This is a genomic window from Bacillus sp. BS98 (assembly GCF_008432245.1).
Classification (GTDB): Bacteria; Bacillota; Bacilli; order Bacillales; family Bacillaceae_G; genus Bacillus_A; species Bacillus_A toyonensis.
In genome coordinates, this window is record NZ_CP043831.1 from 196,368 (window position 1) to 221,674 (window position 25,307).

The 25,307-nt window shown below is 34.3% G+C and carries 17 protein-coding genes and 1 pseudogene; 15 read left to right on the forward strand and 3 right to left on the reverse strand.

Going from position 1 to position 25,307, the window contains the following annotated elements; all coding sequences use genetic code 11:
* Positions 1-140 precede the first annotated feature (140 nt).
* From F0362_RS28085 to F0362_RS28100, 4 genes are all read left to right on the forward strand, one after another.
* Positions 141-1,691 (forward strand): replication-relaxation family protein, encoded by a 1,551-nt coding sequence (locus tag F0362_RS28085; RefSeq protein ID WP_052943523.1) that lies wholly within the window; start codon positions 141-143, stop codon positions 1,689-1,691.
* Entirely contained in the window at positions 1,663-4,737 is a 3,075-nt protein-coding gene (locus F0362_RS28090) for a type IV secretory system conjugative DNA transfer family protein (RefSeq protein WP_149890133.1), read from the forward strand. The genes F0362_RS28085 and F0362_RS28090 overlap by 29 nt, the downstream gene beginning before the upstream one ends.
* Before the next feature lie 171 nt (positions 4,738-4,908).
* Positions 4,909-5,499 carry a hypothetical protein gene (locus tag F0362_RS28095; RefSeq protein WP_033660320.1) on the forward strand — a complete coding sequence of 197 codons (591 nt, stop codon included), beginning with the start codon at positions 4,909-4,911 and terminating at the stop codon, positions 5,497-5,499.
* 249 nt (positions 5,500-5,748) lie between these two features.
* Positions 5,749-6,165 carry a VOC family protein gene (locus F0362_RS28100; RefSeq protein WP_001285713.1) on the forward strand — a complete coding sequence of 139 codons (417 nt, stop codon included), beginning with the start codon at positions 5,749-5,751 and terminating at the stop codon, positions 6,163-6,165.
* A 472-nt stretch (positions 6,166-6,637) separates the two neighbouring features.
* Here the strand turns inward: F0362_RS28100 and F0362_RS30675 are convergent, their stop codons facing one another.
* On the reverse strand, positions 6,638-6,796 hold the full coding sequence (locus F0362_RS30675; RefSeq protein WP_001164456.1) for a hypothetical protein: 159 nt from the start codon (positions 6,794-6,796) through the stop codon (positions 6,638-6,640).
* A gap of 182 nt (positions 6,797-6,978) precedes the next feature.
* On the opposite strand from F0362_RS30675, the pseudogene F0362_RS31495 reads away from it, so the two are divergent.
* A pseudogene (locus F0362_RS31495) lies at positions 6,979-7,177 on the forward strand (hypothetical protein).
* 44 nt (positions 7,178-7,221) lie between these two features.
* Complete coding sequence (locus tag F0362_RS28110; RefSeq protein WP_001284900.1) at positions 7,222-8,130, forward strand: alpha/beta fold hydrolase; 909 nt, start codon at positions 7,222-7,224, stop codon at positions 8,128-8,130.
* A 100-nt stretch (positions 8,131-8,230) separates the two neighbouring features.
* On the opposite strand, the gene F0362_RS28115 is transcribed toward F0362_RS28110, so the two are convergent.
* A complete protein-coding gene (locus F0362_RS28115) occupies positions 8,231-9,928 on the reverse strand; it encodes a helix-turn-helix domain-containing protein (protein WP_000416745.1) in 1,698 nt (565 codons plus the stop codon).
* A gap of 550 nt (positions 9,929-10,478) precedes the next feature.
* On the opposite strand from F0362_RS28115, the gene gntR reads away from it, so the two are divergent.
* The 4 genes from gntR to gndA all read left to right on the forward strand — a co-directional run bounded on the left by gntR (position 10,479) and on the right by gndA (position 15,875).
* A complete protein-coding gene (gene gntR / locus F0362_RS28125; RefSeq protein ID WP_001130028.1) occupies positions 10,479-11,210 on the forward strand; it encodes a gluconate operon transcriptional repressor GntR in 732 nt (243 codons plus the stop codon).
* Positions 11,203-12,738: a gluconokinase gene (gntK, locus tag F0362_RS28130; protein WP_000100525.1), complete on the forward strand. Its 1,536-nt coding sequence runs from the start codon at positions 11,203-11,205 to the stop codon at positions 12,736-12,738. Before gntR ends, gntK begins: the two co-directional genes overlap by 8 nt.
* Positions 12,739-12,854: 116 nt before the next feature.
* A complete protein-coding gene (gene gntP / locus F0362_RS28135; protein ID WP_001131717.1) occupies positions 12,855-14,201 on the forward strand; it encodes a gluconate permease GntP in 1,347 nt (448 codons plus the stop codon).
* A 264-nt stretch (positions 14,202-14,465) separates the two neighbouring features.
* Positions 14,466-15,875 carry an NADP-dependent phosphogluconate dehydrogenase gene (gene gndA / locus F0362_RS28140; protein ID WP_097980360.1) on the forward strand — a complete coding sequence of 470 codons (1,410 nt, stop codon included), beginning with the start codon at positions 14,466-14,468 and terminating at the stop codon, positions 15,873-15,875.
* A gap of 635 nt (positions 15,876-16,510) precedes the next feature.
* Here gndA and F0362_RS30680 read toward each other — a convergent pair.
* Entirely contained in the window at positions 16,511-16,867 is a 357-nt protein-coding gene (locus F0362_RS30680) for a hypothetical protein (RefSeq protein WP_172624232.1), read from the reverse strand.
* Positions 16,868-18,151: 1,284 nt separating this feature from the next.
* Here F0362_RS30680 and F0362_RS28155 point away from each other — a divergent pair.
* From F0362_RS28155 to F0362_RS28180, 5 genes are all read left to right on the forward strand, one after another.
* Positions 18,152-19,861 carry a hypothetical protein gene (locus F0362_RS28155; RefSeq protein ID WP_098162071.1) on the forward strand — a complete coding sequence of 570 codons (1,710 nt, stop codon included), beginning with the start codon at positions 18,152-18,154 and terminating at the stop codon, positions 19,859-19,861.
* Between the two features lie 999 nt (positions 19,862-20,860).
* A complete protein-coding gene (locus F0362_RS28165) occupies positions 20,861-21,967 on the forward strand; it encodes a conjugal transfer protein (protein WP_052943589.1) in 1,107 nt (368 codons plus the stop codon).
* A gap of 2 nt (positions 21,968-21,969) precedes the next feature.
* Positions 21,970-22,260 carry a hypothetical protein gene (locus tag F0362_RS28170; protein WP_000433503.1) on the forward strand — a complete coding sequence of 97 codons (291 nt, stop codon included), beginning with the start codon at positions 21,970-21,972 and terminating at the stop codon, positions 22,258-22,260.
* Between the two features lie 41 nt (positions 22,261-22,301).
* The gene (locus F0362_RS28175) at positions 22,302-22,706 is read left to right on the forward strand and encodes a TcpE family conjugal transfer membrane protein (RefSeq protein ID WP_000192365.1); all 405 of its coding nucleotides are present in this window, start codon (positions 22,302-22,304) and stop codon (positions 22,704-22,706) included.
* Between the two features lie 59 nt (positions 22,707-22,765).
* Positions 22,766-25,306 (forward strand): ATP-binding protein, encoded by a 2,541-nt coding sequence (locus F0362_RS28180; protein WP_052943588.1) that lies wholly within the window; start codon positions 22,766-22,768, stop codon positions 25,304-25,306.
* Position 25,307 lies beyond the last annotated feature (1 nt).

Below are 25,307 nucleotides of genomic sequence, written 5' to 3' on the forward strand. Positions count from 1 at the left end.
TCAGTTAAAATATTTTTAAAACATTTTTATGTTCTCTAATGTTTTATTTACCCAATCAGTCTAGGTTGAATTTTTGATAGTTGCAATCGATTTTATGCAAGTTTCCGTATTTTATTTCCATATCAGGGGAGTGTTTAAAATTGAAAAAATCATTTAATCATGCAGTTAAATATATCGTCGGAGAAAATGATCGTGGAGTTTATTTTAATCGTTCTGATATTTTTACAGTTTTATTTTTATATGAACAGCGAACAGTTTCTCAAATTCAATTACGTAAATTTTATGAATTGATAAGTGGGGGGCCTATAAGTCGCACTACTTTTTCATCAAAGTTAACTAAATGGGCAAAAATGAAATTACTAAAAAAGGAAAATATAAGCGTGAGAAAAAAGCGAGGCTTTACACTGGATTTCGTTTCTATCTCTTTAAAAGGAGCTGAAATATTATATAGATTAAAATTGATTTCAGATTGTAGTACCTCATTTGTTACTAAGAGGCAATATGAACACAATATAGCAATTACGCAATTTGTTTTAAATTTACTTAAAGCAGAATCAAACAATGAACATACTGGTGCAATTGTAGGTGGTAATGGAGATTATCTCTTTCCGCTAAGTCAAATCGTAAAGCAAAACTTGCATTTGCCCAACCTAATGTATTCCGATTCAAAAGATGTCTACTATTTATATGAAGATGAAGAATACCGTGAAGTGTTTCAGCCCGAACTTCAACCCGTTTCTTTCCTACCAGATCTGCCTCAACTTGTATATTCATTTCGTCCATCTAAAGAATTTTATCCTGACTCAAAGGGAAACCCATTACTAATTCCTGATTGGGTTATTACTTGTAACAATTCTATTATCAATATTGAAGTTGATACAGGATCGGAAAACATTCCGTTTTTAGAAAATAAATTAAAAAAATATCTCGATATTGCTGCTGCTAACCCATCTAAGCAATATTACGTGTTATTTTCTATTATTGATGACTCCTACCATACCATTTCTACTTACAAAAAACGGACCACACGTGTTACCAATTTAAAAAAAGCTTTTGGTAATATTCCACGTTTAAGTGTGGTAAACAACCTAAATGTTTACGTATGCAATATGGGTAGTTCTGCACTTGTAGTAAATAATATTCTTCAAGAAATTCGTGAAACTAATAGTTTAAGCAAAAGTCATCTAATCAAAAAAATCACTGATCGTTTAAACATAAATTCTTCTTTCCCTTATTCGGTAGGGTGGATATCTAATAAAAATGAAATTCAAGCGAAAGGGATTCAACATTCTAAACTACTTGAGCTAACAGATGACATTTTGGTATTACGAAAAAAAGCACCTGATGAAGAAAAAAAATCTTTAGATTACTTAGAAATTTTATGTATATTAACAATACTTAAGGTAGGGGAGGTTAACACACACTTTAAATTACAGCAATTATCAGGATTGTTGGCCATGCAAAATCAACACCGAACACTAAACCCAATAAAGATTTTGGGGATATATGAAGCGGATGAATTAGAGCATGGGCAGCAAGCCATTTTTACTGATTTGTATCACAATTCCATAGCACCAGAGAATATATTATTGGCTACTTCTGCTGAATTGCTTAATTTCACCGCTGCTTTTTATTCGTTAAAAGAGAGGGTGAAACAAGAATTTGGAGAATGCAGTTCAAAAGAATGCTGAACTCAATAATGCACCAGGTAATGGGGAGGATCCAAAAGCCGGAAAGAGCAAAAAAAATTCCTATACAGTTACAATCGATATTACAAAAAGCTGGAAATATCGTTTAGCAGCCCGCTCATCTTACTATGTTATAACATTACTACTTCTGCTAGCTTGGTATTTTGCTTTTAGAGGAATATATAAATACGCTTCTTTCTGGTCAATACAAATGGGCGCTCCATTGCCTACTTTAAGTATCTTCGGTAATCCGTTTGAAACTAATTATTACCTTGAAACCTTTTTTAGCTTTTGGATTTTAATTTATACTTGGCAACTATCAACAAAGGTTAAGACCTATCAGGAGATAAAGCGTAGATGGTTTATATTCTCGATGATGTTAATTGGTATAGTTGCCCAGTACTTATGGGCGTTTAGTGTTCCATTAGCTAAAATATTTATTCCATTCTTACATTCGAAAGCTGGAGAAGTTTCACTAAATGACAAAGGATTAGAGGATACTATACTTTCAAATTTTAGTAATATCATGCACCTTGTATTTGCAATACCTGTAATTATTATTATTCTCGTACTCTTATGGCTCTTTAAGATTTTTTATGAACATAAAAAAGAGCTTTTAGATGAATTCGGAAAATGGGAATACGTATTTAAAATACCTGGTTGGATGCTTTCCTTTTTGAATGATGATCGTCAACGAAAACTTGCTACTTCATTACACAGATTTTTCACTGAAAAAAATCCATCAAAATTGCCAGAACCCGATATCTTTCTTGGTCCTAACAGTGCTACACGGGAAATGGCAGTTATACAGGGCAAGTCTTTAACGCTTAATATAATGATCATCGGTAACATTGGTACAGGGAAATCAGCTGCACTAGGTTTGCCAATTGCCAATCAAATTCTTGACTATATGGCTTCCATGATTAATAACTTTAAAACCTTATATGCAAGAAAAGATTATCATTCAGAGGATGTAAAAGGAACGCAGGTTAATGGTCTTACAGTTATCGAGCCATCTAATGACTTCTGCGAAAAAGTATATAAATTGGTATTAGCACACAAAATTCCCGCAAGTGTTATTTTCTATTTAGACCCAACAAATCCTGATACCCCTTCAATAAATTTTGTACGTGGTCCAGTTGATAACGTTGCTGAGATGTTATGTTCAGTATTAACGGGTCTCTCTGATAATGGAGCAGGAAATCCGTTCTTCGTTCAGTCTGAGCGTTCCCATCTTAAACAACATATTTATTTGTTAAAACTCCATGATTCTAAATTTGAAGCCAGATTTGAGCATTTAATTGATATGTATAATGATGCTAATCTCGTTTTTGAGATGCATCTCAAATTAAAAGAACGACTTCCAAATGATATTGAATCTATTCCAGATAGAGATGAACGAAACCATTGGCGCATAATGAAACAGGTAGATGAATGGTTTGATTTAAATTATGTTCCTGAAATTTCTGGTGGTCGTGGGGGAGGGGAAGTTGTTTATCATACTGAAGGGAAATACTATGGTCAACCAAAGATAATTGATAAACAAGAAACCTTTGTTCGCGGTTTACGAAACACATTAAATGATATTTCTGCTCAACCTCTGCTCCGACGTGTTTTATGTGGCCCATCGGATTTTGATTTTGAGAAACACCTGGAATTTGGAGGAATTCTTTTAATCAATACAGCAAAAGGGGAACTTTCTGATCTATCTGATGTATTCGGTAAATTATGTTTATATGCCGTGCAGAATGCTGTTTTCCGTCGTAAGCCTAACGTATCTCCTTACCATCCTGTTTTAGTCGATGAGTTTGCGGATTACATTTATAAAGCATTTAAAAGTTTTCCTGCTCAATCACGTAAATATAAAGCACCTTTAATTGTTATTGCACAAACCATTAGTCAATTAGCAATTGAACATGGCCCAAGATTTATGGATATCCTGTTAGGCACATTTCGTAATAAACTTGTTTATGGTGATGTTACAAATGAAGACGCTAAATTGTTTAGTAAGCTAATGGGTACGAAAACAATTTATGAGGCACGTGAAGGTGATCAAGAAATTGATATGGTAACAGCAGAAACAAAAACACAAAGTACACGTAGAACATCCTACTCTTATTCGAAAACAGAGGTACCCATTCTTTCTGAAAATGATATCTTGATTCAAAAAGCATTCCAGTGTGCTGCTAAAATTGTAAAAGATAATGCTCCTCAAGGAGGAATACAAGTAAACGCAAACTTTGTTCCTGCCACTGAGTTTAAAACAGCTAAGATTCAAGTTGATGCAGAAGCAGCTGCTTATTGGCTAAAAATTCGTGAAGAGTCATTGAATGCGGAAATTAAATATGATGATTATGTCACAGATACAGATGTTGATAGTGAAGAAACTGTAATTGAGGATTTGAGTACGCCTAAAACAGCGCCTACTGCAATAGAAGGTTGGTTACAAACGTTAAATCCTGATACTTACGATTTTTATAATAATGACGATGATACTGACAGGGAAGGTGAGTTAACAAATAATCAGTCTGTGCAAGATTACTCAAGAAATTCTGCTCCTAAGCTAGAAAAGGAAAGCACTACAGCATCAATTGCTACTTCTACTACAACAGAACCCGCAAAAATTAATGAAGTAATCGATGTTCAAAAAGAAAATGTACCAGATACAAGTAAACATAGAGAACCTATTGAACTTAACAACAAAGCACCAGTTATTACTGAAACTCCAATAGAAGTGCCAAGGGCGAAGCATACACCACAATATAGAGAGCCTGCTTACACATCGACTGTAACCCATAATCAGCAGGAACAGGCAATTCAGCGAACTGCAGAAATCAATGGTAAAAATACAACATCTAACTTAACAATACAATGGTTACAACAAATGGCTGCTACTGTTCCTCAAGATGATGAAAATACATTACCTTTAGATGAAATGGAAGGTGGCTCTCGTCTTCACAATCGTAAAGTAGCAGAAGTAACTCCAGAAAGTGCGGCAATTAAGGATAAACTCAGTCAATATATCGAAGGTGACATTGATCATGATTGATACATTAAGCATATAACGAATATTTCTACTGGTAAAAAGGTGTGGGTCGTAAACTCATACCTTTTTATTATTTCATATGTAACTTTCCCCAAGGAGACCATTTCTTTATGCTAAAATTTAATTAAGTTTGTGAAGAAACAGAAAATGGATTACATAATAAGGGTTGGAGGAATGACATTGAAAATAGCCAAATTACGTTTGCCCATGGATAGTATGCACTTTTTACTTAATCATCAAATTAAAGGAAATGAATTCGAATGTCTCAATGTAGAATTTTACACATATTCAAATGGTTTTCTTTTAGATGTAGTGGAATGGACAAAACAAAATGATTTTTCTTTATCGATATTGGATAAAGAATATACAGAAGCGTTTTTAGCGAGTTTAGAGAAGTTTAAACCATACCTTGTTATTGGGAGTAATATGGATTCAGGTAATCTAATTACTATCTACCAACCCACAGGAGAAATATATGAGCTAGAACATGAAATTACGGAAAGAGTAGAAAGATATTTTGTTAATTCTTCTATAGAAAAAATGTATTGCTGCTTCAATTACTTTAAAAAGCATTGGGTTCAACTAATAGAGCAAGAACACTATATAAGTCATGATCTAATGAACACTTTTTATGAATTAAAGAACAAATTAGTGGAGTTTGATACTAACATATTAATAAATGATGATGACTACAATAGACAATTTTGGAATTGTTTATATCATGGCAAGTTAAACTTCTTTTTAAAAAAGTCAAACAAAATATAGATTATTTCTAATGGGGATACTTACGTGAAATAAACTTCATGTTAAGTAATAATACAATTGTTTAATTACAAATAAAATTGTTACATTTACAATAAAGGTGTTTAAAAATGTCAGTCATTTTATTCGGTTAAAGGGTCATTTTCTTGAATAATAGAAAGGAATATTCATAAGTAAATCGAAGTTAATTCAGAAGCTGTTATTTAGTATAGCATCGGGACGTACTACTCAACATTAAGGAGGAAATCGATTATGAGTGACACACAGACATTACGAGGATTAACCACAGTCAGTTTTTGGACGGATGATCTAGCAGCGGCAAAGAAGTGGTACGCCGAGCTGTTGGGCATCGAACCTTACTTCGAACGTCCAGGATATACCGAGTTTCGCCTTGGCGATTACCAGCACGAGCTGGGGCTGATTGATAGCCGCTATGCGCCAGATGGTTCAGCGACCGGACCGGCCGGTGCTGTAGTGTACTGGCACGTCGATAATGTAACAGCAACTTTCAAAAATCTGCTGTCTATGGGAGCGAAAGAATACGAGGCACCCACAGAGCGCGGCGAGGGGTTTATTACTGCTTCCGTGGTCGATCCCTTTGGGAACATTTTAGGGATTATGTATAATCAGCATTATTTAGATGTTCTGGGTTCGACTAGAAAGACGTAACTTCACAGTTCACCGAGGCTTGGTAAGTTGCACTGTGGAGGATAGCGATTATTTATGCAGTGGCAGCTATCTCGAATTATGTTATGCTTACCCCAACTGTTCGAAATTCTGCTACTACTCTGGAGACGAAAAGAACAAGAAAAGTGAAAAGGGTTTCACGAGGTAATAGTAAAGGACTATTTTAGAATAGAGCACGTTTGTACAATAACACTTAGATTTAAACAACTTTATTGTTGTATTTTTAAGTGTAGTAAAGTATTTCACATCAAAAATTAAAAGACTTTATTTTAACCCCTTCTTAAAGTCAGAAAGGGGTTATACGTGTTTTAGATATTAAAATTAAATAACGTTATTGTCATTTTACACTTTATATGAAAGTAAAAACGATTTTTTAAGAAACAAAAGCAGATAAGGGGTTATCTCCTTACTGTTTAAAACTTTCACTAAATAAAAAACAGTAAGGAGTGGTTTCTTAATCCCGCATTGCACCTGCTTCTCGGGAAGTCATTGCTCCTTGGCCTTTTCTTACATCATTTTGAATTTCTTGTTTCACTTTTTGCGGATCAGTTTCTGCAAAATTTGGTTTCATAATAGAACCAGACTTTTCTATATCTTTTTTATTATGTTGCATACAAACCCTCCTGACTTTAACATTTGCCAATCTTATTATGTGCAAAAGTACACATGATATCCACCGAGCAAACTAGCACGTTTATGAATTAATACAGGCAGATATGGAATTAAAATAAAGTCGTACCGTTTTGAATACAGTTATACCGTATTATTCCATAGGATATGGTTCTATCTAAATAGGTGTTTTTATAGCGAAAAGGATAAACAATATGTATTCCTAAACCTTTCATCAGAGACGGGTACACGCTCTAGAACAAGAAAGCTGATTGATGAAAGAAATGTTTCTATTAAAGTAGAATCTAAAAACTGTAGAACTATTAATCAAATAGCTGATGAATATCACCTCTCCATTGAAACGACCAAAAATTGTCTACTTTAAATAAAAAGGAAGCACCGGTGAAATGATGCTAATTACTTTTTCATATGGCGAATTTGTTTCTTAGTCATTTCCTGCATTTTATGTCATTCGCCAATCATGTAATGTTAAGGGAGATGACAGAAGAAAGGAAGAATGTACAAATGGGTATAGTAAAAACCGGAAAATTGCAAGTACATGGAGCGAGCATCTACTATGAGGTGCGTGGCTCAGGTCCAATCCTGCTTTTGATCCATGGTGGGGGTGGTGATGCCGACAAGTTCCATAGTATCGCCGACCATCTTGCTAATTGGTATACAGTTGTTACTTACGATCGTCGTGGTCATTCCCGTAGCAATCTCGCGAATAAGACTGAGGATTTTCATGTGAACACACATAGTGAAGACGCTCACCGACTGCTAGCCAATCTGACCGATGAACCAGCTTATGTATTCGGAAGTAGTTCTGGCGCTGTCATCGGACTTGATCTGTGCATACGCCATCCTGAGCAGATACAGTTACTAATCTCACACGAACCAGTTTTATTACAACTTTTAACTGAAAATGAGTTGAATCAGGCTATAAAATTCATGGAAGACCTTAAGAAAAATCATCGAAGTGAGGTTATGAAGTTATTGTCAAATATTGATGATACCAATTTCAGATCATCGAAAGATGTACTAACAAAGCGGCTACTCGATAATTCGACGTATTTCACTGAGTATGAAATCCCGGGAATTCTCAGCTATACTTTAAATATCGATGCATTAAAGACACCATTAAAATCTGTATTGATACAAGTACTTCCAGCCGGCGGAAGTGTTTCACAAGAATTTTTTCCTTACCATTGCGCAGTCAACTTAGCAAAACAACTCGGAACAGAGTTTGCTAAGTTTCCCGGACACCATACGGGATACAACACAGTGCATTATAAAGAGTTTGCTGAGAGGTTACACGACGTTCTTGAGAATAATTAGTGAAACATATTGTGAACAAAGTTTATTTCAAAGCAAAAACAGAATATGAACAAACTAAAAAGAGGCAGGTACCTCTCCATTTAAAGGTATCTGCTTCTTTTTACATAGACTCTATAATCATTTGTCTTTCATACCACTTGTTTAGCTTTTCATTAACACTTTTTGAAATACGCTTCATTTTGTTATTACAGAATCTTGATAGCGTAGCAGGGGATAAACCTATTTCATCTGCTATCTCACGCATTGTTTTATTTTGATGCATATGCTGATGCATAATTTTTTCCCGAATCATTTCCTCTGATCCTATAGTAGTTTGTTTTACTGTATCTGCAGTATAAGGTTCTTCCTGCTTCTCTTGCATATCTATTGTTTTTTTCTTCACCATACTATCTATATTATTCATCAATTCTTTTGGTGGTAAGATAATGATTCCTAACTTTTCATAGTAATTCTTAAACCAATTGCGTTCTCCTATCTTTGTTTCATCCAATTCCTCTGCATACGCCCAATGTGAAATTACATTTTCTTTTTCTAAATCAATTAAAACATTTTCTAGTTGTTCACGAATTCGAGTTGGGCGACCCTTTGTAGTTGTAATACCCATTACAGATAGTAGACCTTTTTCTCCACCAATGGAGTATGGTCTTTTTAAAGTACTGTATTGCTGACGGATTCTCCACTGCCATGATAAATAACGTATTAAACGTTTGTGAAACTTATGTCTATAGCTATTATACTCTAGTGCTTTTTTCGATAATAAAGCAGTTGTACTATTAGAGCCATACAAATAGCCTGATAAGAAACTACCTGGTTTAATCTTACAGGATTCTATTCCCATATATTCATTAGTATTCTTATCTCTCCATAACACTACAGAATCGAGTACGAATAGCCTTTTGATTACTTCACGTTTTACTTCGAATTGTTGCCCAGTTTCTGCTTGATCGTTCAGTACTACAACTTCATTATCATCATTCAAATAAATAAAGATACTAGCTAAAGCTGCTATACGTTGTGCTATTTTTATCTTATCTTCTGCGCGATAATACTCTACACCATTTGCAGATGCCTTTGGCATATTACACAATTCCAATACGTTTTCATAACTAAAATCTATGAATTCGTCTGGAGATTTAGCTTGATTTAACCATTGTATTGTAATGGTATCCAAACAGTCTGCTGTAAGATCATCCATATTACTAATGACTCCATCAACCAATATAGACCATCTTTCTGCTTCGTTTGTATTCACTAATCTCAAATCCTCATCCTTATGTGAAGATAGTTGTGCAACTCCGCTTGAATTTTTTGTTTCTAATGGCAGTACCGGTTTTGCTACTGCTTCATCTTCCTCAAAATGATTTTTTGCTATTCCATCACGTAATTGATAGTACATTGCGTCATTGGTTACAGGATAGTAATCATCCGATATATCTTCTATATGTTCTGTTACCTGACTATCTTCAAAAATTGAAATTTGAGTTGGTTCAACTGCTTCAACCTTTTCTCCGAATTCTTGTTCAATGATCTTATCTAGTACATTTTGAATTTCAATTTTATATTTATTCAGATTGGCATAAATGTTTAATAACGATATTCCTTGCTCTTGTTTCTGACCTAACCAAGAAACAAGTGTCGAAAAGGAAGGGGATATATTAGCTGATGTTACTAATTTATCGTGATTCTCTTGTACTTCTTTATAATATTTATTCCATTTGGCCCATAACTGCTTATTTTCTTCATAAATTGGAGCAGCAAGTAGGAGGGCATCACTAAACAATGCTAACACTTTCTCCATATTTAAATACCTCCTAACAATGTTAATTACAAATATAATTTGAATCTTAAAAATGTGAAACGCCATAGCTATATGATGGCTATATAACCTTTAAGCTGAAATATTGTCTGAATAATCTACATAATCGCTGTTTTTTTACACGTTTTACTGTGAATCATTTAAATTCTCTTTACTTGTCTTTAATTATATAAAACTGCTTCTATTTGTAAAATCAATACTTTACAATACAATTCCAATTTTTAAAAGCTTTTAATGCTCAAATTCAGTTACTGTTACATTTTTAACATCTATATTTTTGATTCAAAAAGTTGTAAACCCGAGTGATAAATATGTTGATGTAAGTCCTTGGATAGCGTATTCTTCAGTTTTCCATTCCCTAGATCTTCTTCATCAACAATAATAGTTTTTGGGGCGACTCGATTTGTTAGCTTAATAATTATGGGGCTTTCCTCTAAAAGAACCAAAGCAAACAATAAAAGCGCTTGCATAATTAAAAATCCGAGTTATAATACTTGTATACAAGTATACTTGATTAACATGAGGTGAATTTATGGCGAAATCAATGGAATTTCTTTATCCTGAAAAATGGCTTTCAAAAGCTTCTACAGGTGATCGTGTTGCGAGCGAACTGAGAATGCGCATTATTGCAGGTGGAATTGAAAGCGGTACCATCCTGTCGGAAAATAAATTAGCTGCCGATTTTTCTGTAAGTCGGTCACCCGTCCGTGAAGCATTAAAAGTACTAGCTTCTGAAAATATTATTCGCTTAGAAAGAATGGGTGCAGTTGTCATTGGTTTAACCGAGAAAGAAATCGAAGAAATATACGATGTTCGTTTACTTATAGAAACGTTTATCTTTGAGCGACTTGTAAAGATGGACACAAATGATTTAGTAAGAGAACTAAATAAAATAATGGAAATGATGAAAATCGCCATTAAATATCATGATTCTGATGAATTTTCTTATCAAGATCTCTTATTCCATGAAACGATTATTCGAACCATTGAGCATTCCTACATCCTGATGATTTGGAATAATTTAAAGCCTGTTATGGAAAGCTTAATCCTTTTATCAATGCGTACTCGTTTCAAGGAAAAGTACGAAGACTTTGAACGGATTATAAAAAATCATGAGCTTTATATAAAAGCAATCGAATCAAAAGATCGAGCCCTCATGATTAAGGCCTTACATCAAAATTTTGATGATGTTCAAGGGAAAGTTGAAGATTTCTGGATGTCACAACAAATGTTATCTAAAGGAGTAGAGCAAGGACATGAGTAGCTATATGTTAGGTATAGATATCGGTACAACAAGTACGAAAGCAGTTTTATTTACTGAAAAAGGCGAAATCATCCAAACCGAGAATATTGGTTATCCACTTCGCACACCGGATATATCCACAGCGGAACAAGATCCAGAAGAGATTTTCCAAGCTGTTTTACAAGCGATATCAAATATAACAAAACAGCATTCAGATAAAAAACCATCGTTTATTTCATTTAGCAGTGCTATGCATAGTGTCATTGCTATGGATGAAAATGATCAGCCGCTGACACCTTGTATCACTTGGGCAGATAATCGTAGTGAGGCATGGGCACATAAAATCAAAGATGAACTGAATGGCCATGAAGTTTATAGACGAACAGGAACACCTATTCACCCAATGTCACCATTAAGTAAAATTACATGGATTGTGAATGCCCATCCGGAAATTGCTATTAGAACGAAAAAATATATTGGAATCAAAGAATATATCTTCAAACAATTCTTTAATCAATATGTTGTTGATCATTCCATTGCCTCGTGCATGGGTATGATGAACTTAAAAACGCTAGATTGGGATGAGGAGGCTTTAAAAATTGCTGGTATAACATCAGCTCAATTATCTGAACTCGTACCAACCACCCAAATATTCAGTAACTGCAATCCAGATTTAGCCCAAAAGATTGGTATCGATTCACAAACACCGTTTGTCATTGGTGCCAGTGATGGGGTGCTTTCTAATCTAGGTGTGAATGCAATTCGAAAAGGTGAGATTGCTGTCACAATTGGAACAAGTGGTGCTATTCGGACCATCATTGACAAGCCACAAACAGATAAAAAAGGAAGAATATTTTGTTATGCCTTAACGGAAAAGCATTGGGTAATTGGTGGACCGGTAAACAATGGAGGAATGGTCCTTCGTTGGATTCGTGATGAACTTGCTTCATCAGAAGTAGAAACTGCGAAAAGACTAGGAATTGATCCATACGATGTATTAACTAAAATAGCTGAACGCGTGAGACCTGGTGCAGACGGATTATTATTCCATCCATACCTCGCAGGGGAACGTGCACCATTATGGAATCCAGATGTACGTGGCTCCTTCTTCGGTTTAACGATGTCACATAAGAAGGAACATATGATTCGTGCAGCTTTAGAAGGCGTTATATATAATTTATACACTGTATTTTTAGCATTAACCGAATGCATGGATAATCCGGTAACTCGTATTCAAGCAACAGGCGGATTCGCAAGGTCTGACGTTTGGCGACAGATGATGTCCGATATTTTCGCATCTGAAGTCGTTGTTCCCAAGAGCTACGAAAGCTCTTGTCTAGGTGCATGTATATTAGGTCTCTATGCCACAGGAAAAATTGATTCTTTTGAAATCGTTTCCGAAATGGTTGGCAGTACCTACAAACATACACCGAAAGAAGAAGCAACAAAAGAATACAGACAATTATTGCCTATATTTATTAACCTATCAAGGGCGCTAGAAGACGATTATACACGAATTGCAAATTATCAAAGAAATTTAATAAAGTAAAACTATCATCAGTAATCCCCCACGCCTCGCTTCTATCTAAATCTCGAGGTGGGGGCCTTACTGCCCACGAATAGCGGGATAAATACAAATACAGCTAAGATTAGGGGGGAACTACGATGCCATTAGTCATTGTAGCAATTGGGATTTTAGCATTACTTTTACTGATTATGCGCTTTAAATTAAATACCTTTATTTCATTAATCATTGTATCGGTCGGGGTTGCTTTAGCACTTGGAATGCCACCAGAAAAGATTTTTAAAACCATTGAAGCGGGATTAGGCGGAACACTTGGTCATTTAGCACTCGTTTTTGGACTTGGTGCGATGTTAGGTAAGTTGCTTTCAGATTCTGGGGGCGCACAACGCATTGCCATGACCCTTGTGAAAAAATTTGGTGAAAAGAACATTCAATGGGCTGTTGTGACTGCCTCATTTATTATCGGGATTGCATTATTTTTTGAAGTAGGATTAGTATTATTAATTCCAATTGTATTTGCGATTTCAAGAGAATTAAAAGTTTCTATCTTATATCTCGGTATTTCGATGGCAGCAGCTTTATCTGTAACACACGGATTTTTACCGCCACACCCAGGACCAACTGCTATCGCTGGTGAATTGCATGCAAACATCGGTGAAGTATTACTTTACGGTTTTATGATAGCGGTTCCAACGGTTGTGTTAGCTGGACCTGTATTTACTAAACTTGCAAAAAAACTAGTACCTGATGCGTTCACAAAAACCGGTAATATCAAATCTTTAGGTGAGCAGAAAGTATTTAAACTTGAAGAAACTCCTGGCTTTGGAATCAGTGTTTTTACCGCTTTACTGCCTGTTCTTTTAATGGCAGTCGCTACAATTATTACTTTGCTGCAAAAAACAATGGGATTCAAAGATAATAGTTTACTAGCAACGATTGAGTTTATTGGGAATGCGGATACTGCCATGTTGATATCCTTACTAGTTGCGATCTATACAATGGGATTGGCAAGAAATATTCCAATCAAAAACGTGATGGAATCTTGTACAACAGCGATCTCGAATATTGGGATGATGCTCTTAATTATTGGTGGAGGCGGCGCTTTCAAACAAGTATTAATTGATGGCGGCGTTGGTAACTATGTAGCCGAATTATTCAAAGGAACTTCATTATCACCGATCTTGCTCGCATGGATTATCGCTGCCATCTTACGTATTTCATTGGGGTCTGCTACGGTTGCTGCATTAACAACTGTCGGTTTAGTGATTCCGATGTTAGGTCAATCTGATGTTAACCTTGCTTTAGTTGTCCTTGCAACAGGGGCTGGTAGTTTAATTGCTTCACACGTGAACGATGCTGGTTTCTGGATGTTCAAAGAGTACTTTGGTTTAAGCATGAAAGAAACATTTGCAACATGGACTTTACTTGAGACTATCGTTTCTGTAGCCGGATTAGGGTTTACTTTATTATTAAGTTTATTTGTATAGATCTTTCTAAACAGTAAAAGGGATACGGAAGCTGTTTAATGTGATTTTTCATAATTAACCGGTTATTTTTCATGATTGATTAATAAGGATGAAAATTTCTCTTTATTTTTTAACTTGATAGTGATGTGCCGTGTCCCTATAACCTTTTGCACGAATACTGGCAGAGCCTATTGAAATGAAAAAGATTGATTATTTGATTAAAGTGTTATTTTAGGTATATATACTATAATACAGAGTAACATACATGGAAAGGAACGATAGAATATGGAAAAGTTACAAATTGGAGTTGTTGGTGTGGGCGTTATGGGAAAAAGCCTCGCACTTAACTTTGAGAGCAAAGGGTATTCTGTGGCCCTATATGATATTTCAAAGGAAAAAGTTGATGAAATCATTGAGGAAAACCGTGGTAAAAACTTAGTTGGTACTCATATAGTTGAAGAGTTTGTTAACTCACTTGAATCACCTAGAAAGATTTTATTAATGGTGAATGCAGGGGAAATTACAGATAAGGCGATTGATTCTCTAGTCCCTCACCTCGATAAAGGTGATATTTTAATTGACGGTGGTAATACATACTTTGTCGATACAATTCGCCGAAACAAACGTCTTGCTGAAGAAGGAATCAATTTCATCGGTGCAGGTGTGTCAGGCGGCGAAGAGGGTGCACTGAAGGGACCATCTATTATGCCAGGCGGACAGAAGGATGCATACGAAAAAGTAAAGGATATGCTTGAAAACATCTCTGCAAAAGTGAATAACGAGCCTTGCTGTTCTTATATCGGACCTAATGGGGCAGGACACTATGTAAAGATGGTTCACAACGGTATTGAGTATGGAGATATGCAATTAATTTGTGAAGCATATTTCTTCTTGAAACAAACACTGGATTTGACTGCAGAAGAGTTCCATGAAATATTTGCTGAATGGAATAAAGGTGAACTGAACAGCTATCTAATTGAGATTACAGCCAATATCTTCAAGAAGAAAGATGAAGAAACTGGTAAGCCATTAGTGGATGTTATTCTTGATACTGCAGGACAAAAGGGTACAGGGAAATGGACAAGTCAAAGCGCACTTGATTTAGGTATCTCTCTGCCTATTATCACGGAATCTGTATTTGCACGTTGCATTTCTGCTTTAAAAGAAGAGCGTGTGAACGCAAGCAAAGTTTTATCTGGCCCTAAAGATAAAACAGCAATTGGAGTTGAAAAAGCTGAATTAATTGAAGCAGTGCGCCAAGCTTTATATATGAGTAAAATTTGTTCTTATGCACAAGGATTCACGCAATTGAAGGCAGCTTCTGAGGAATATGATTGGAACCTTGATTTTGGCAGCATTTCTATGCTCTGGAGAGGCGGATGTATTATCCGTGCTGCCTTTTTACAGAACATTAAAGAGGCTTATGAAACAAACACTGAACTACCGAACCTTTTACTTAATCCATACTTTAAAGAAATTGTAGAGTCATATCAAGGTGGATTACGCCAAATTATCTCAATGGCGGTACAACAGGGCATTCCGATACCTGCATTTTCAGCAGCAATTTCTTATTATGACAGCTATCGTACTGCCAAACTACCTGCAAACTTGTTACAAGCGCAGCGCGATTATTTTGGAGCGCATACGTATAAACGAGTAGATAAAGAAGGTACATTCCATACAAAATGGATATAAAATAAGAAATGGACTAAGATTAAATTCTTAGTCCATTTTTCATCCCACAATTCGCAGGCTATAAGACTCCCACTGATGGAAGTTCACTTTAAACGAATGACTGAATCAAAATGTGTTTATTTTTCCCATTTAGATGAAAAACCACATAACCTCTAAGGTGAAGTATTATCTGAATAATCCGCACAATTGTTGATTTTACTCGTTTTATCGTAGATCATTTAAATTCTATTTACTTGTCTTTAATTATATAAAACTGCTTCTATTTGTAAAATCACTACTTTACAATACAATTTCAATTTTTAAAAGTAAATTAGTTAAACACACTGATTTTTTGCTTAACGCCTAGATAACTTGTTACTCTAATTCAAAACTTAAATCCCCCAGCTGCTTCTTATTTAAAACTACATAGCCTTATCATGGCTATAAACTCTTATCTGAAACTATATAGCTTTATCGGGGCTATAAACTCTTATTTGAAACTGCATAGCTTTATCGGGGCTATAAACTCTTATTTGAAACTACATAGCCTTATCATGGCCATAAACTCTTATTTGAAACTATATAGCTTTATCGGGGCTATAAACTCTTATTTGAAACTGCATAGCTTTATCGGGGCTATAAACTCTTATTTGAAACTATATAGCTTTATCGGGGCTATAAACTCTTATTTGAAACTGCATAGCTTTATCGGGGCTATAAACTCTTATTTGAAACTGCATAGCTTTATCGGGGCTATAAACTCTTATTTGAAACTGCATAGCTTTATCGGGGCTATAAACTCTTATTTGAAACTGCATAGCTTTATCGGGGCTATAAACTCTTATTTGAAACTGCATAGCTTTATCGGGGCTATAAACTCTTATTTGAAACTGCATAGCTTTATCGGGGCTATAAACTCTTATTTGAAACTGCATAGCTTTATCGGGGCTATAAACTCTTATTTGAAACTGCATAGCCTTATCGCGGCTATAAACTCTTATTTGAAACTGCATAGCTTTATCAGGGCTATAAACTCTTATCTGAAACTATATAGCTTTATCGGGGCTATAAACTCTTATTTGAAACTACATAGCCTTATCGCGGCTATAAACTCTTATTTGAAACTACATAGCCTTATCGCGGCTATAAGCTCTTATTTGAAACTACATAGCCTTATCGCGGCTATTACTTCCTACTTGAAACTATATAGCCTTATCACGGCTATTACTTCTTACTTGAAACTACATATCCTTATCATGGCTATAAACTCTTATTTGAAACTATATAGCTTTATCTTGGCCATAAGCTCTTATTTGAAACTGCATAGCCTTATCACGGCTATTATTTCTTATTTGAAACTATATAGCTTTATCGGGGCTATAAACTCTTATTTGAAACTATATAGCTTTATCATGGCTATAAGCTCTTATTTGAAACTATATAGCCTTATCGCGGCTATTACTTCTTACTTGAAACTATGTAGCCTTATCACGGCTATTACTTCTTACTTATAATAATGAATAGCTATATTGTGGTTATAATTTCGTAATTTATGAAACGTTATAGCTATATGATGGCTACAACTTTAAAAAAATGAAACGAGAATATCCTGAAAATCATTCGACTAAAAAAATTTTATTCTATGTAATTTACCAATAAACGTTGATATAAAGCCATTTCATTAAATATGAAAGAAAAAACAATAAAATCATTATAGCTATATGATGGCTACAACTTTCACTTTAAAAATTCAAACAAATCTATATATACCAAGGGTTACAGCAACTTTCAATAAAATATAACTTATTTTAAAAACATGAAACGTTATAGCTATATGACGGCAGGAAACATGAAACGAAATGAAACGATTATAGCGGTATGATGGCTACAACTTTTCATTTAAAAACAGTTATAACTCCCTATATATCAGTGTTTATACGAAATCTATAGAAATTTCTTAGTCAATCCAAAATATGAAACGTTATAGCTATATGATGGCTACAACTTTAAAACGAAATTAGTGTAAAACCCTATAAAATCAATGGTTTAGTAAGATTTCTCCCACAACATACTTCGTTTCATATTCAAAAAACTTCATAGCCCTATGGTGGCAATAAACTTTTTTTTATGAAACGTCAAATCCCTTGTCCCCCAAGGGATTTGGGCACGTTTCATTTTTTTATTTTTCCTCTTAAAGGGACAGATTTCACCAGTATTCGATTTGATATAATCAAAAATGAAAATCTATATCTAATTGTAGGGAAAACTGCAACTTAACATAAAAGGAGGTGAAAAAGATGGCAAAACCTTTCGTTATAAAGAACAAACGTAGTTTGAATGGTGAAACAACAACACCGGTAATTGTAACAATTAAATCATGGCAAAAGTTAGTAGATGCTTTAGAAGGTAAGTATTACAGTTTTAAAGATACTTATCTAGAAGACATTGTGAATTCAATGTCCTATGAAGAACGAATTGCAGATGAAGAGGGATTTGTTGCTAAAGCAAAGCCATCTTTTTCACTGAAAATGAAAAAGATTGTAGATAAAGTAAGTGAATTTGATAAAAACGAAGGTAGAAAACATAAGCTATATGGAATTACAAATGCTGATTTAGAAGTGTTTCTATTTCTTCATAAAAAATGTAATACATATGGTGAGCTTTCGCATGTATCGATCCATATGCTTTGGGAAGATTATAAAAATTATAAAGAAGCATTTGCACATATTCACCACTCACAATTTTATGTAGCTTTGAAGAAGTTAAGTTTCCATAACATCATTACAATCGAAAATGAGTACAGTGGTAAATATAAAATCACCTTAACTGATTTCATGAATAAAGAAACGAATAAAGCAAATGCATATACATTTATTAGCCCGATAGTATTTACCAAAGAATTCTTTGAGTTATCCATTGCAGCTAAGAAACTATTCATGGATGTAGCAATGCAGCAGAAACGCGAAACTACCCTGAAACGTTCTTTATTCAAAGTTGATGAACAAGGAAACTCAACTCACTTTGGCGGTATGTATCGTTACTTACATAAGAAATACCCACATCAGATTCGTGCTGTGCTTGAGGAACTAGAAACAAAGCTATCTGCTACTGGATCTCCTTTATTTAAAATTTGCAAGTTAGAAAAAGGGAAGAAGAATAAAAAGCAATACACAACATTGCATTTATCTGTACATCCTGATTTCTTATGCGCAAAAGAAGAAGGAGCAGAATACCGTGATCCTTTTACACCAAGAGATACATATAAGCGTAAAGTTAAATTCATTGAAAATCTGTTAGTGGAAATGAATATTGCTGAATTTGCAAAGGATATGAATCAATTCATTAACGTTTTAAAACACTCTTGTCATCGTCAAATTCGCCAAGTAGTTCGTGGCTTACGAGAAATGATTGATCGACAAGAAGGATATCCTAAAAAGCTTGTTTATACACTAAGTAAATTATTAAAGCAATCTTCTCAATATCGTGTATTAGACACAGCTGCTAAAACTGGTATTTATCCTTTAATTACACACAATGTACCTAAACATGAACAAGAAGAGGCCATTTTTAAATTTGGTACTCATTTTGCTATATACTCTTTACGCAATGTTCAAAAGCTATTCCGTAAAGCGCATGACCTGCTTCATGCGAAATATGCTGTACCTGTAACCTTAGATGCTTACCATCGTAATTACATGCAGTATCAAGAGGAATCACTATTTAGAAAATATGCTTATGAGCAAGGAGTAAATATTAACGCATATACAGCATTAGAAATTGAAATCCGTGAACTATTAAAGTCTAGCGGGCATCAAGGAACTAACATGCCTAGTGATATTCGTGAACTGTTCATTGAAAAAGTTGATAAATTGTCGAAGGAAAAGATTCGTGTAATTGAGGTCCCTGAAGACTTTGATTTAATTCAGTTTCTACAGTCCTTAGAAGCATACTACCGTTCAACAAGTGAAACACCACATTCAGTTGATCAGCTGCTTCCAGCAATGTAAAGATACAGCTCTCTATTTTTGAAAAAACAAAAGTGGAGGGCTATTCGTGTTGAAGATCCCCTATGAAATGCATTACTTCAAACAAAACAGAGAGAAAGTTTTCAATTTTAATGATCACGCCTCTCTATTTTTTATGCATTTACATACATTGCATGTAAATCAAAATGAGATATTCACAATTTCTGAGTTATTAAATCTGAATTTTCAATCCCTTTGTGTCATTTCATCTACAAAAAAGCAGAAATATTTTTTATAATTCTGTTGATATCTTAATAATTTTGATCTGATGTGTATAACATAAAGCCTTAAATACTGTTCTTATCATGTTCTATCTCTAAATCTACTTAAAATCAGAAAAACTTCTGTTAGTTATGTTTAAAAAGTGGATTCTGTTCCTAACTTTGACCAATTTGTTAATAAATTGTGTGTAGTTTTTAAGAAATGTGGAAAGCTTGTTCATAAATCAGCAAAATTTGTATTTATTATTTATTCATTCACTCGCATCAAATTAACGATGATTATATGTAGTTTTTATATATCTACTTTACGATATTTTGTAGTTTTTAATCATCATCCAGCTCATTAAGTACATTCCCAGTATTTACTTTTTATGATTTTTTATGGCTAGAGTAATGATGAACCCTTAGCACTGCAATGTTTTAAGACGATTTTTTCTCTGTATAAAAGTATTATCTTTTTTCTTTATATATATTAAAGATATATATTATATTAGGTTTTTATATTGTGTAATACTTACTATAGAGAATAGACCCTGTGTAAAACCAATTTCATTTCTTAATGGAATTGGTTTTTTTATGTACTTTAATAAACATTATATTTAGGTTTAATCTTCCTAAAAAATTTTGATATAAAACATAATTTTTTTTATTTCTCTTAGATTTCCGAAAAAAGTAAATCATACTTAAAGTAGATAGTTAATTAGTGGAAATTACAATGAACCTTGTAATCTCCTAACCATTTAAAAAGAGAGGTGAAGACATGGTAAAAAAAAAATCCCAGAAAAACGCCGAAAAAAAGAAATTTACATTCTTTAAAAAAGCAAAGAATAAAACAACTGAACTATTAGATATGCAACAAGAAAATTCAGAAGCACTTAAAGAAAAGAGGACACGTAAAACAAGGGAGAAAGTTCCAGCTATAACAGGAAGAAAAGTAGGTAAGGTTACATTTTGGTGTGTGATGGGATTCGTGTTTGCAGGAAGCTCCCTTTCATTTATCCAACTTGCCGGTCCTCCTAGAGCAGTAGCTGTTCAAGAAAAGAAGGAGGAACCCGTAAAAGTTAAGATGTCGGAAGCAGAATTAATTGCATATGCCAATAGTTTTGCCGCTGATTATTTTAACTGGAAGGTTGATATGAATGTAGCTGAAACACGGAAAAAACGATTAGAAAAATATTTAGTTGAAGGATCCGATGAGCAAGGAGGATTAAATAGAGATACTTTAAAAAATGCTTCTAGTACGTTAGTTAAGTCAGAAGCTGTAGAGGTTCGTCAAAAAGGAAATGAAGCAGAAGTTACATTGAAAATCATTCAAAAACTAGAACCTGTAAATAATCCAGCTCCTGGAACGACTCAAGCCCCAGATACACCAAAAGAACCTAAAGAAGTGACAAGGTACTTCTCTATTCCAATTTTAATGGAGAAAGGAAAAATGGTCGTTCCTAACAATCCTACAATCGTTCATGGAGAGAGAGAAAAGGCATCTTATAAAGTGGCTACATTCAAATCAGAAGGACGAGAAATTAATACAGATGCAGAAGTGAAAAAAGTAGAACAATTTTTACAATCTGTATTTAAAGTTTATACAGAAGGAACACCAGAAGAAATTGCTTACTACTTTGAAAAAAGCAATATAACAAATGGATTAAAAGGCATTATGACATTTAGCAAATTAGAAAACCTGCGAATTTATGAAGATAAGGATAAAGGGTACAGAGTCTTAGTTGATGCAAAATTAAAAGACAACGATAGCAGCTTAGAGTACACATACACATATGATTTAAATCTAGTAAATAAAGATAATAAGTTTTCAATTAGCTCTATGAAAAAATTTGAAAACACATTAGAGAAAGTGGAGGGTAAATAATTATGGAGCCTTTGGGATTAGATATGGTTGCTCATCAATTACCTGCTATTACAGATGCAGCTGTAATAGGTAATATAAATTTTGGAGTAAATATTAAAAACTGGTTAGTAGCTCAATTGGGCCCGATCTTTTTAGTTGTAGCACTTATTGGAGTAATCGTCTTTGCAGTTAAACGACAAATGGCTGGTTTACTTGGTTGGATAATTGTTTGTGCACTATTATCAGTTTTTGTATTCTCACCAGACGTTTTCAAAGATCTTGGCACAAAATTATATAATTTAGTATTCAAGTAATAAATTAAAAATCTCTAAAAATATTAAAGGGGTTGGTAGAAATGACTCAAAAGCCGACTCGTAAAGAAGTTAGGACATACAACTCGATATGGGATATTCCTAAGAGTTTATACGGGATAAGGGACTTAACTCTCCCTTTCCCAGTTCCTTATAGACAGTTGGGCTTCTTTGTTGGATCTTTACTTTTAATTTTAATTCTAGATCAGTTTTTACCTTTAGGAAATAATGTGTTTTTAAAATATTTAATATTACCAGGTGGAATAGCATACTTCTTTGGCAATGTAGAATTGGATGGAAAAAGCCCGCATAAATTTTTATTTCGATTTTTCGTGTTTATGTTCGAAAGTAAGAAGATTAGCCGCTATAAAGATACAACTGGTAATATTGGAAACTATCAATATAAAACCTTAATACGATTCAAGGATGATTCAATCAATAATAAGTAATTAATTAATCTATACGGAAGAATTATTTTAGTCTCATATTCTTCTCTAAGGAGGGTAAAATGAATCAGGTTGAATTTCCAGTCAAATACTTTCACGATAATTTGATTTTTAACCAAGATGGTTCTTGCTGGGCGTATTACGAGGCATACGGAATACCATATGAATTCCGAGGAGATGATGATAAAAATACCTTATTCATGCGCCAACTTGGCTTGTTTTGGAATTTTGATGAAGAAAAGCACCTCTTAATGATTCCTGTTTATCAGAACTTCCAAGAAAAAGCAGATGAATTCAAAGAAACAGTAAGCGGTGAATTAAAAGAACTTGCAATTGATCATACAGATGATGTCGTACATGAGCTAGAACGAAAATTTGGTAAAAATGCAGTAGAGTACCGATATTTTATTGGCGTGAAATTAAAGGTAAGACACATACAAGAAGGGTTTAAAGAAATGTTGTACACAGCATTTCATACCTTTAAAAATACAGCAGAACAGTTTGGGTTACTTGGTGATACTAAGATACTAAAAACTGATTTGGAGATGTTTAAAAGAGAAGCTAGCGCTTTTAAAAATAAAATAAGAAAACATTTGGCTGTAAGGGCTCTAGAAACTAATGAAACGCAATGGGTTATATTAAGAAACTTCTATCGCACATTAGAGGCGCCAGTAACTGCTGGATGGACACCTCCCGTACAAAATGACGATTCTGCAATCATACCAAATCAAGAAAGCTTATTACGTTTATCAGAGGCAGAATTTGATGTTAAAGGAAGACATATTGAAATGTCTCAAATTGGTACCGACGGGTTAGAATATCCAGCATATATGAGCTTTTTATCGGCTTCTAAAATCCCATATACGATGGAGTTTCCAGACCAAGAGTGGATGTATATGATTCAAAATATAGATTTTCCAATTGAACTGAGTGTTCGCACTGAAAATATTAACCATCGCAAAGCTCTATCTAAACTAAATAAAAAGAAAAAAGATTTAGAAGATCAAGAGGCACATGCAAGAGAAAATGCACAAACTGTTGGGCTAAACGTGTATGAAGGTGTTCAAGAAGCTACTGAATTACAAGCACTTATACAAAAGACACGTATGCCATTAGTTAAAACATCGGTATCTTTCTGTATATGTGCTGAAGATTTAGATACAATGCGTCGAAATACAAATTCACTTATTTCTATTTATAGAGAGATGATGATTGAACTAGTAAGGCCGTATGGAGATCAGTTCCTACTGTTTAATGAATTTATCCCTGGTTCAAGAAGATATGTAAATGATTATATACACTTTATGGAACCTGGAGTTCTAGCAGCCGGTATGTTTGGTGCAACACAAGATTTAGGAGATAATATCGGGTTTTATATTGGAACAACTGGTATTTTAAACAAAGCAGTTTATATGACACCCTCACTTGCAGCAACAAATACCGTTGCAAATCAAAAAACAAGCGCACTTTCAGTTGCAGTAACAGGAAGTACTGGTTCCGGTAAATCATTTGGAACGAACTTAATTGTTTACCTAGCCGTACTTGGAGGAGCTCAAACACTGATAGTCGATCCAAAAGGTGAGAGGGGAAACTGGACAGAAGATTTACACGGTCTAGAAGGTAAAGTAAACGTAATTACACTAGGGACTGATAGACGAGATGAAGGGAAACTAGACCCATTTATCATTCATAAACATAGTCGGAAAGATGCAATTGAGTTAGCAATGACAATTCTTACTTTCATTACAGGTATTAAACCTGATAACTCGGAAAAATTCCCGCGCTTGGCTTCAGCTGTAGAATTTGTAGCAGGAATGGAAGAGCCGTGCTTAACAGCTGTATCTCAATACCTTGAAGATAGTGAGGATAAAGTGGATCAACAATTAGCCGCACACATTCAAGCATTTGAAAATTTATCATTTGCACACTTAATCTTTGGTGATGGAACAAATAGAGATATTGAACTTGATACAGCAGTGAATATCATACAAATTCAGCATCTTGATATGCCAGATATTCAAAAAGATCCGAAAGATTATACCTTACAAGAAAATTTATCAGTTAGTATGCTGATGTCTCTATCTTCTTTTGCAAGAAAATTCTTTCAAAAGGACCCTACTAAATTCAAAATTGTTCTATTAGATGAAGCATGGGCGATTATGGGAACTTCTCAAGGGCGAGAGTTGGCTCGTAAGTTAGTTCGTGAAGGTCGTGCATTAAACTCTGCAGTATACTTTGCAACTCAAAGCGCAAGTGACCTTGGAGATGAGACATTTAAGAATAATATCGGTATGAAGTTCTCATTCCGTAATACCGACAGTAAAGAGATTTCTTCAATCTTAGATTTCTTTGGATTACCTGATAATGAAGAAAATCATGCGATTATTACTAATTTAGAAACAGGACAATGTTTATTCCAAGATATCCAAGGAAGAACAGGTGTTGTCACAATGGATGTAGTGTTTAAAGATTTATACGATGCATTTGATACTAGACCAAATGCAAGGAAGAATTATAGAAAGTCAAATGATGATGAAAAGCAGGAAGTTAATGCAACCTTTGTCGAAGAAGGGGGAGAAAAAATAAATGTAGGAGTGAGTTAAC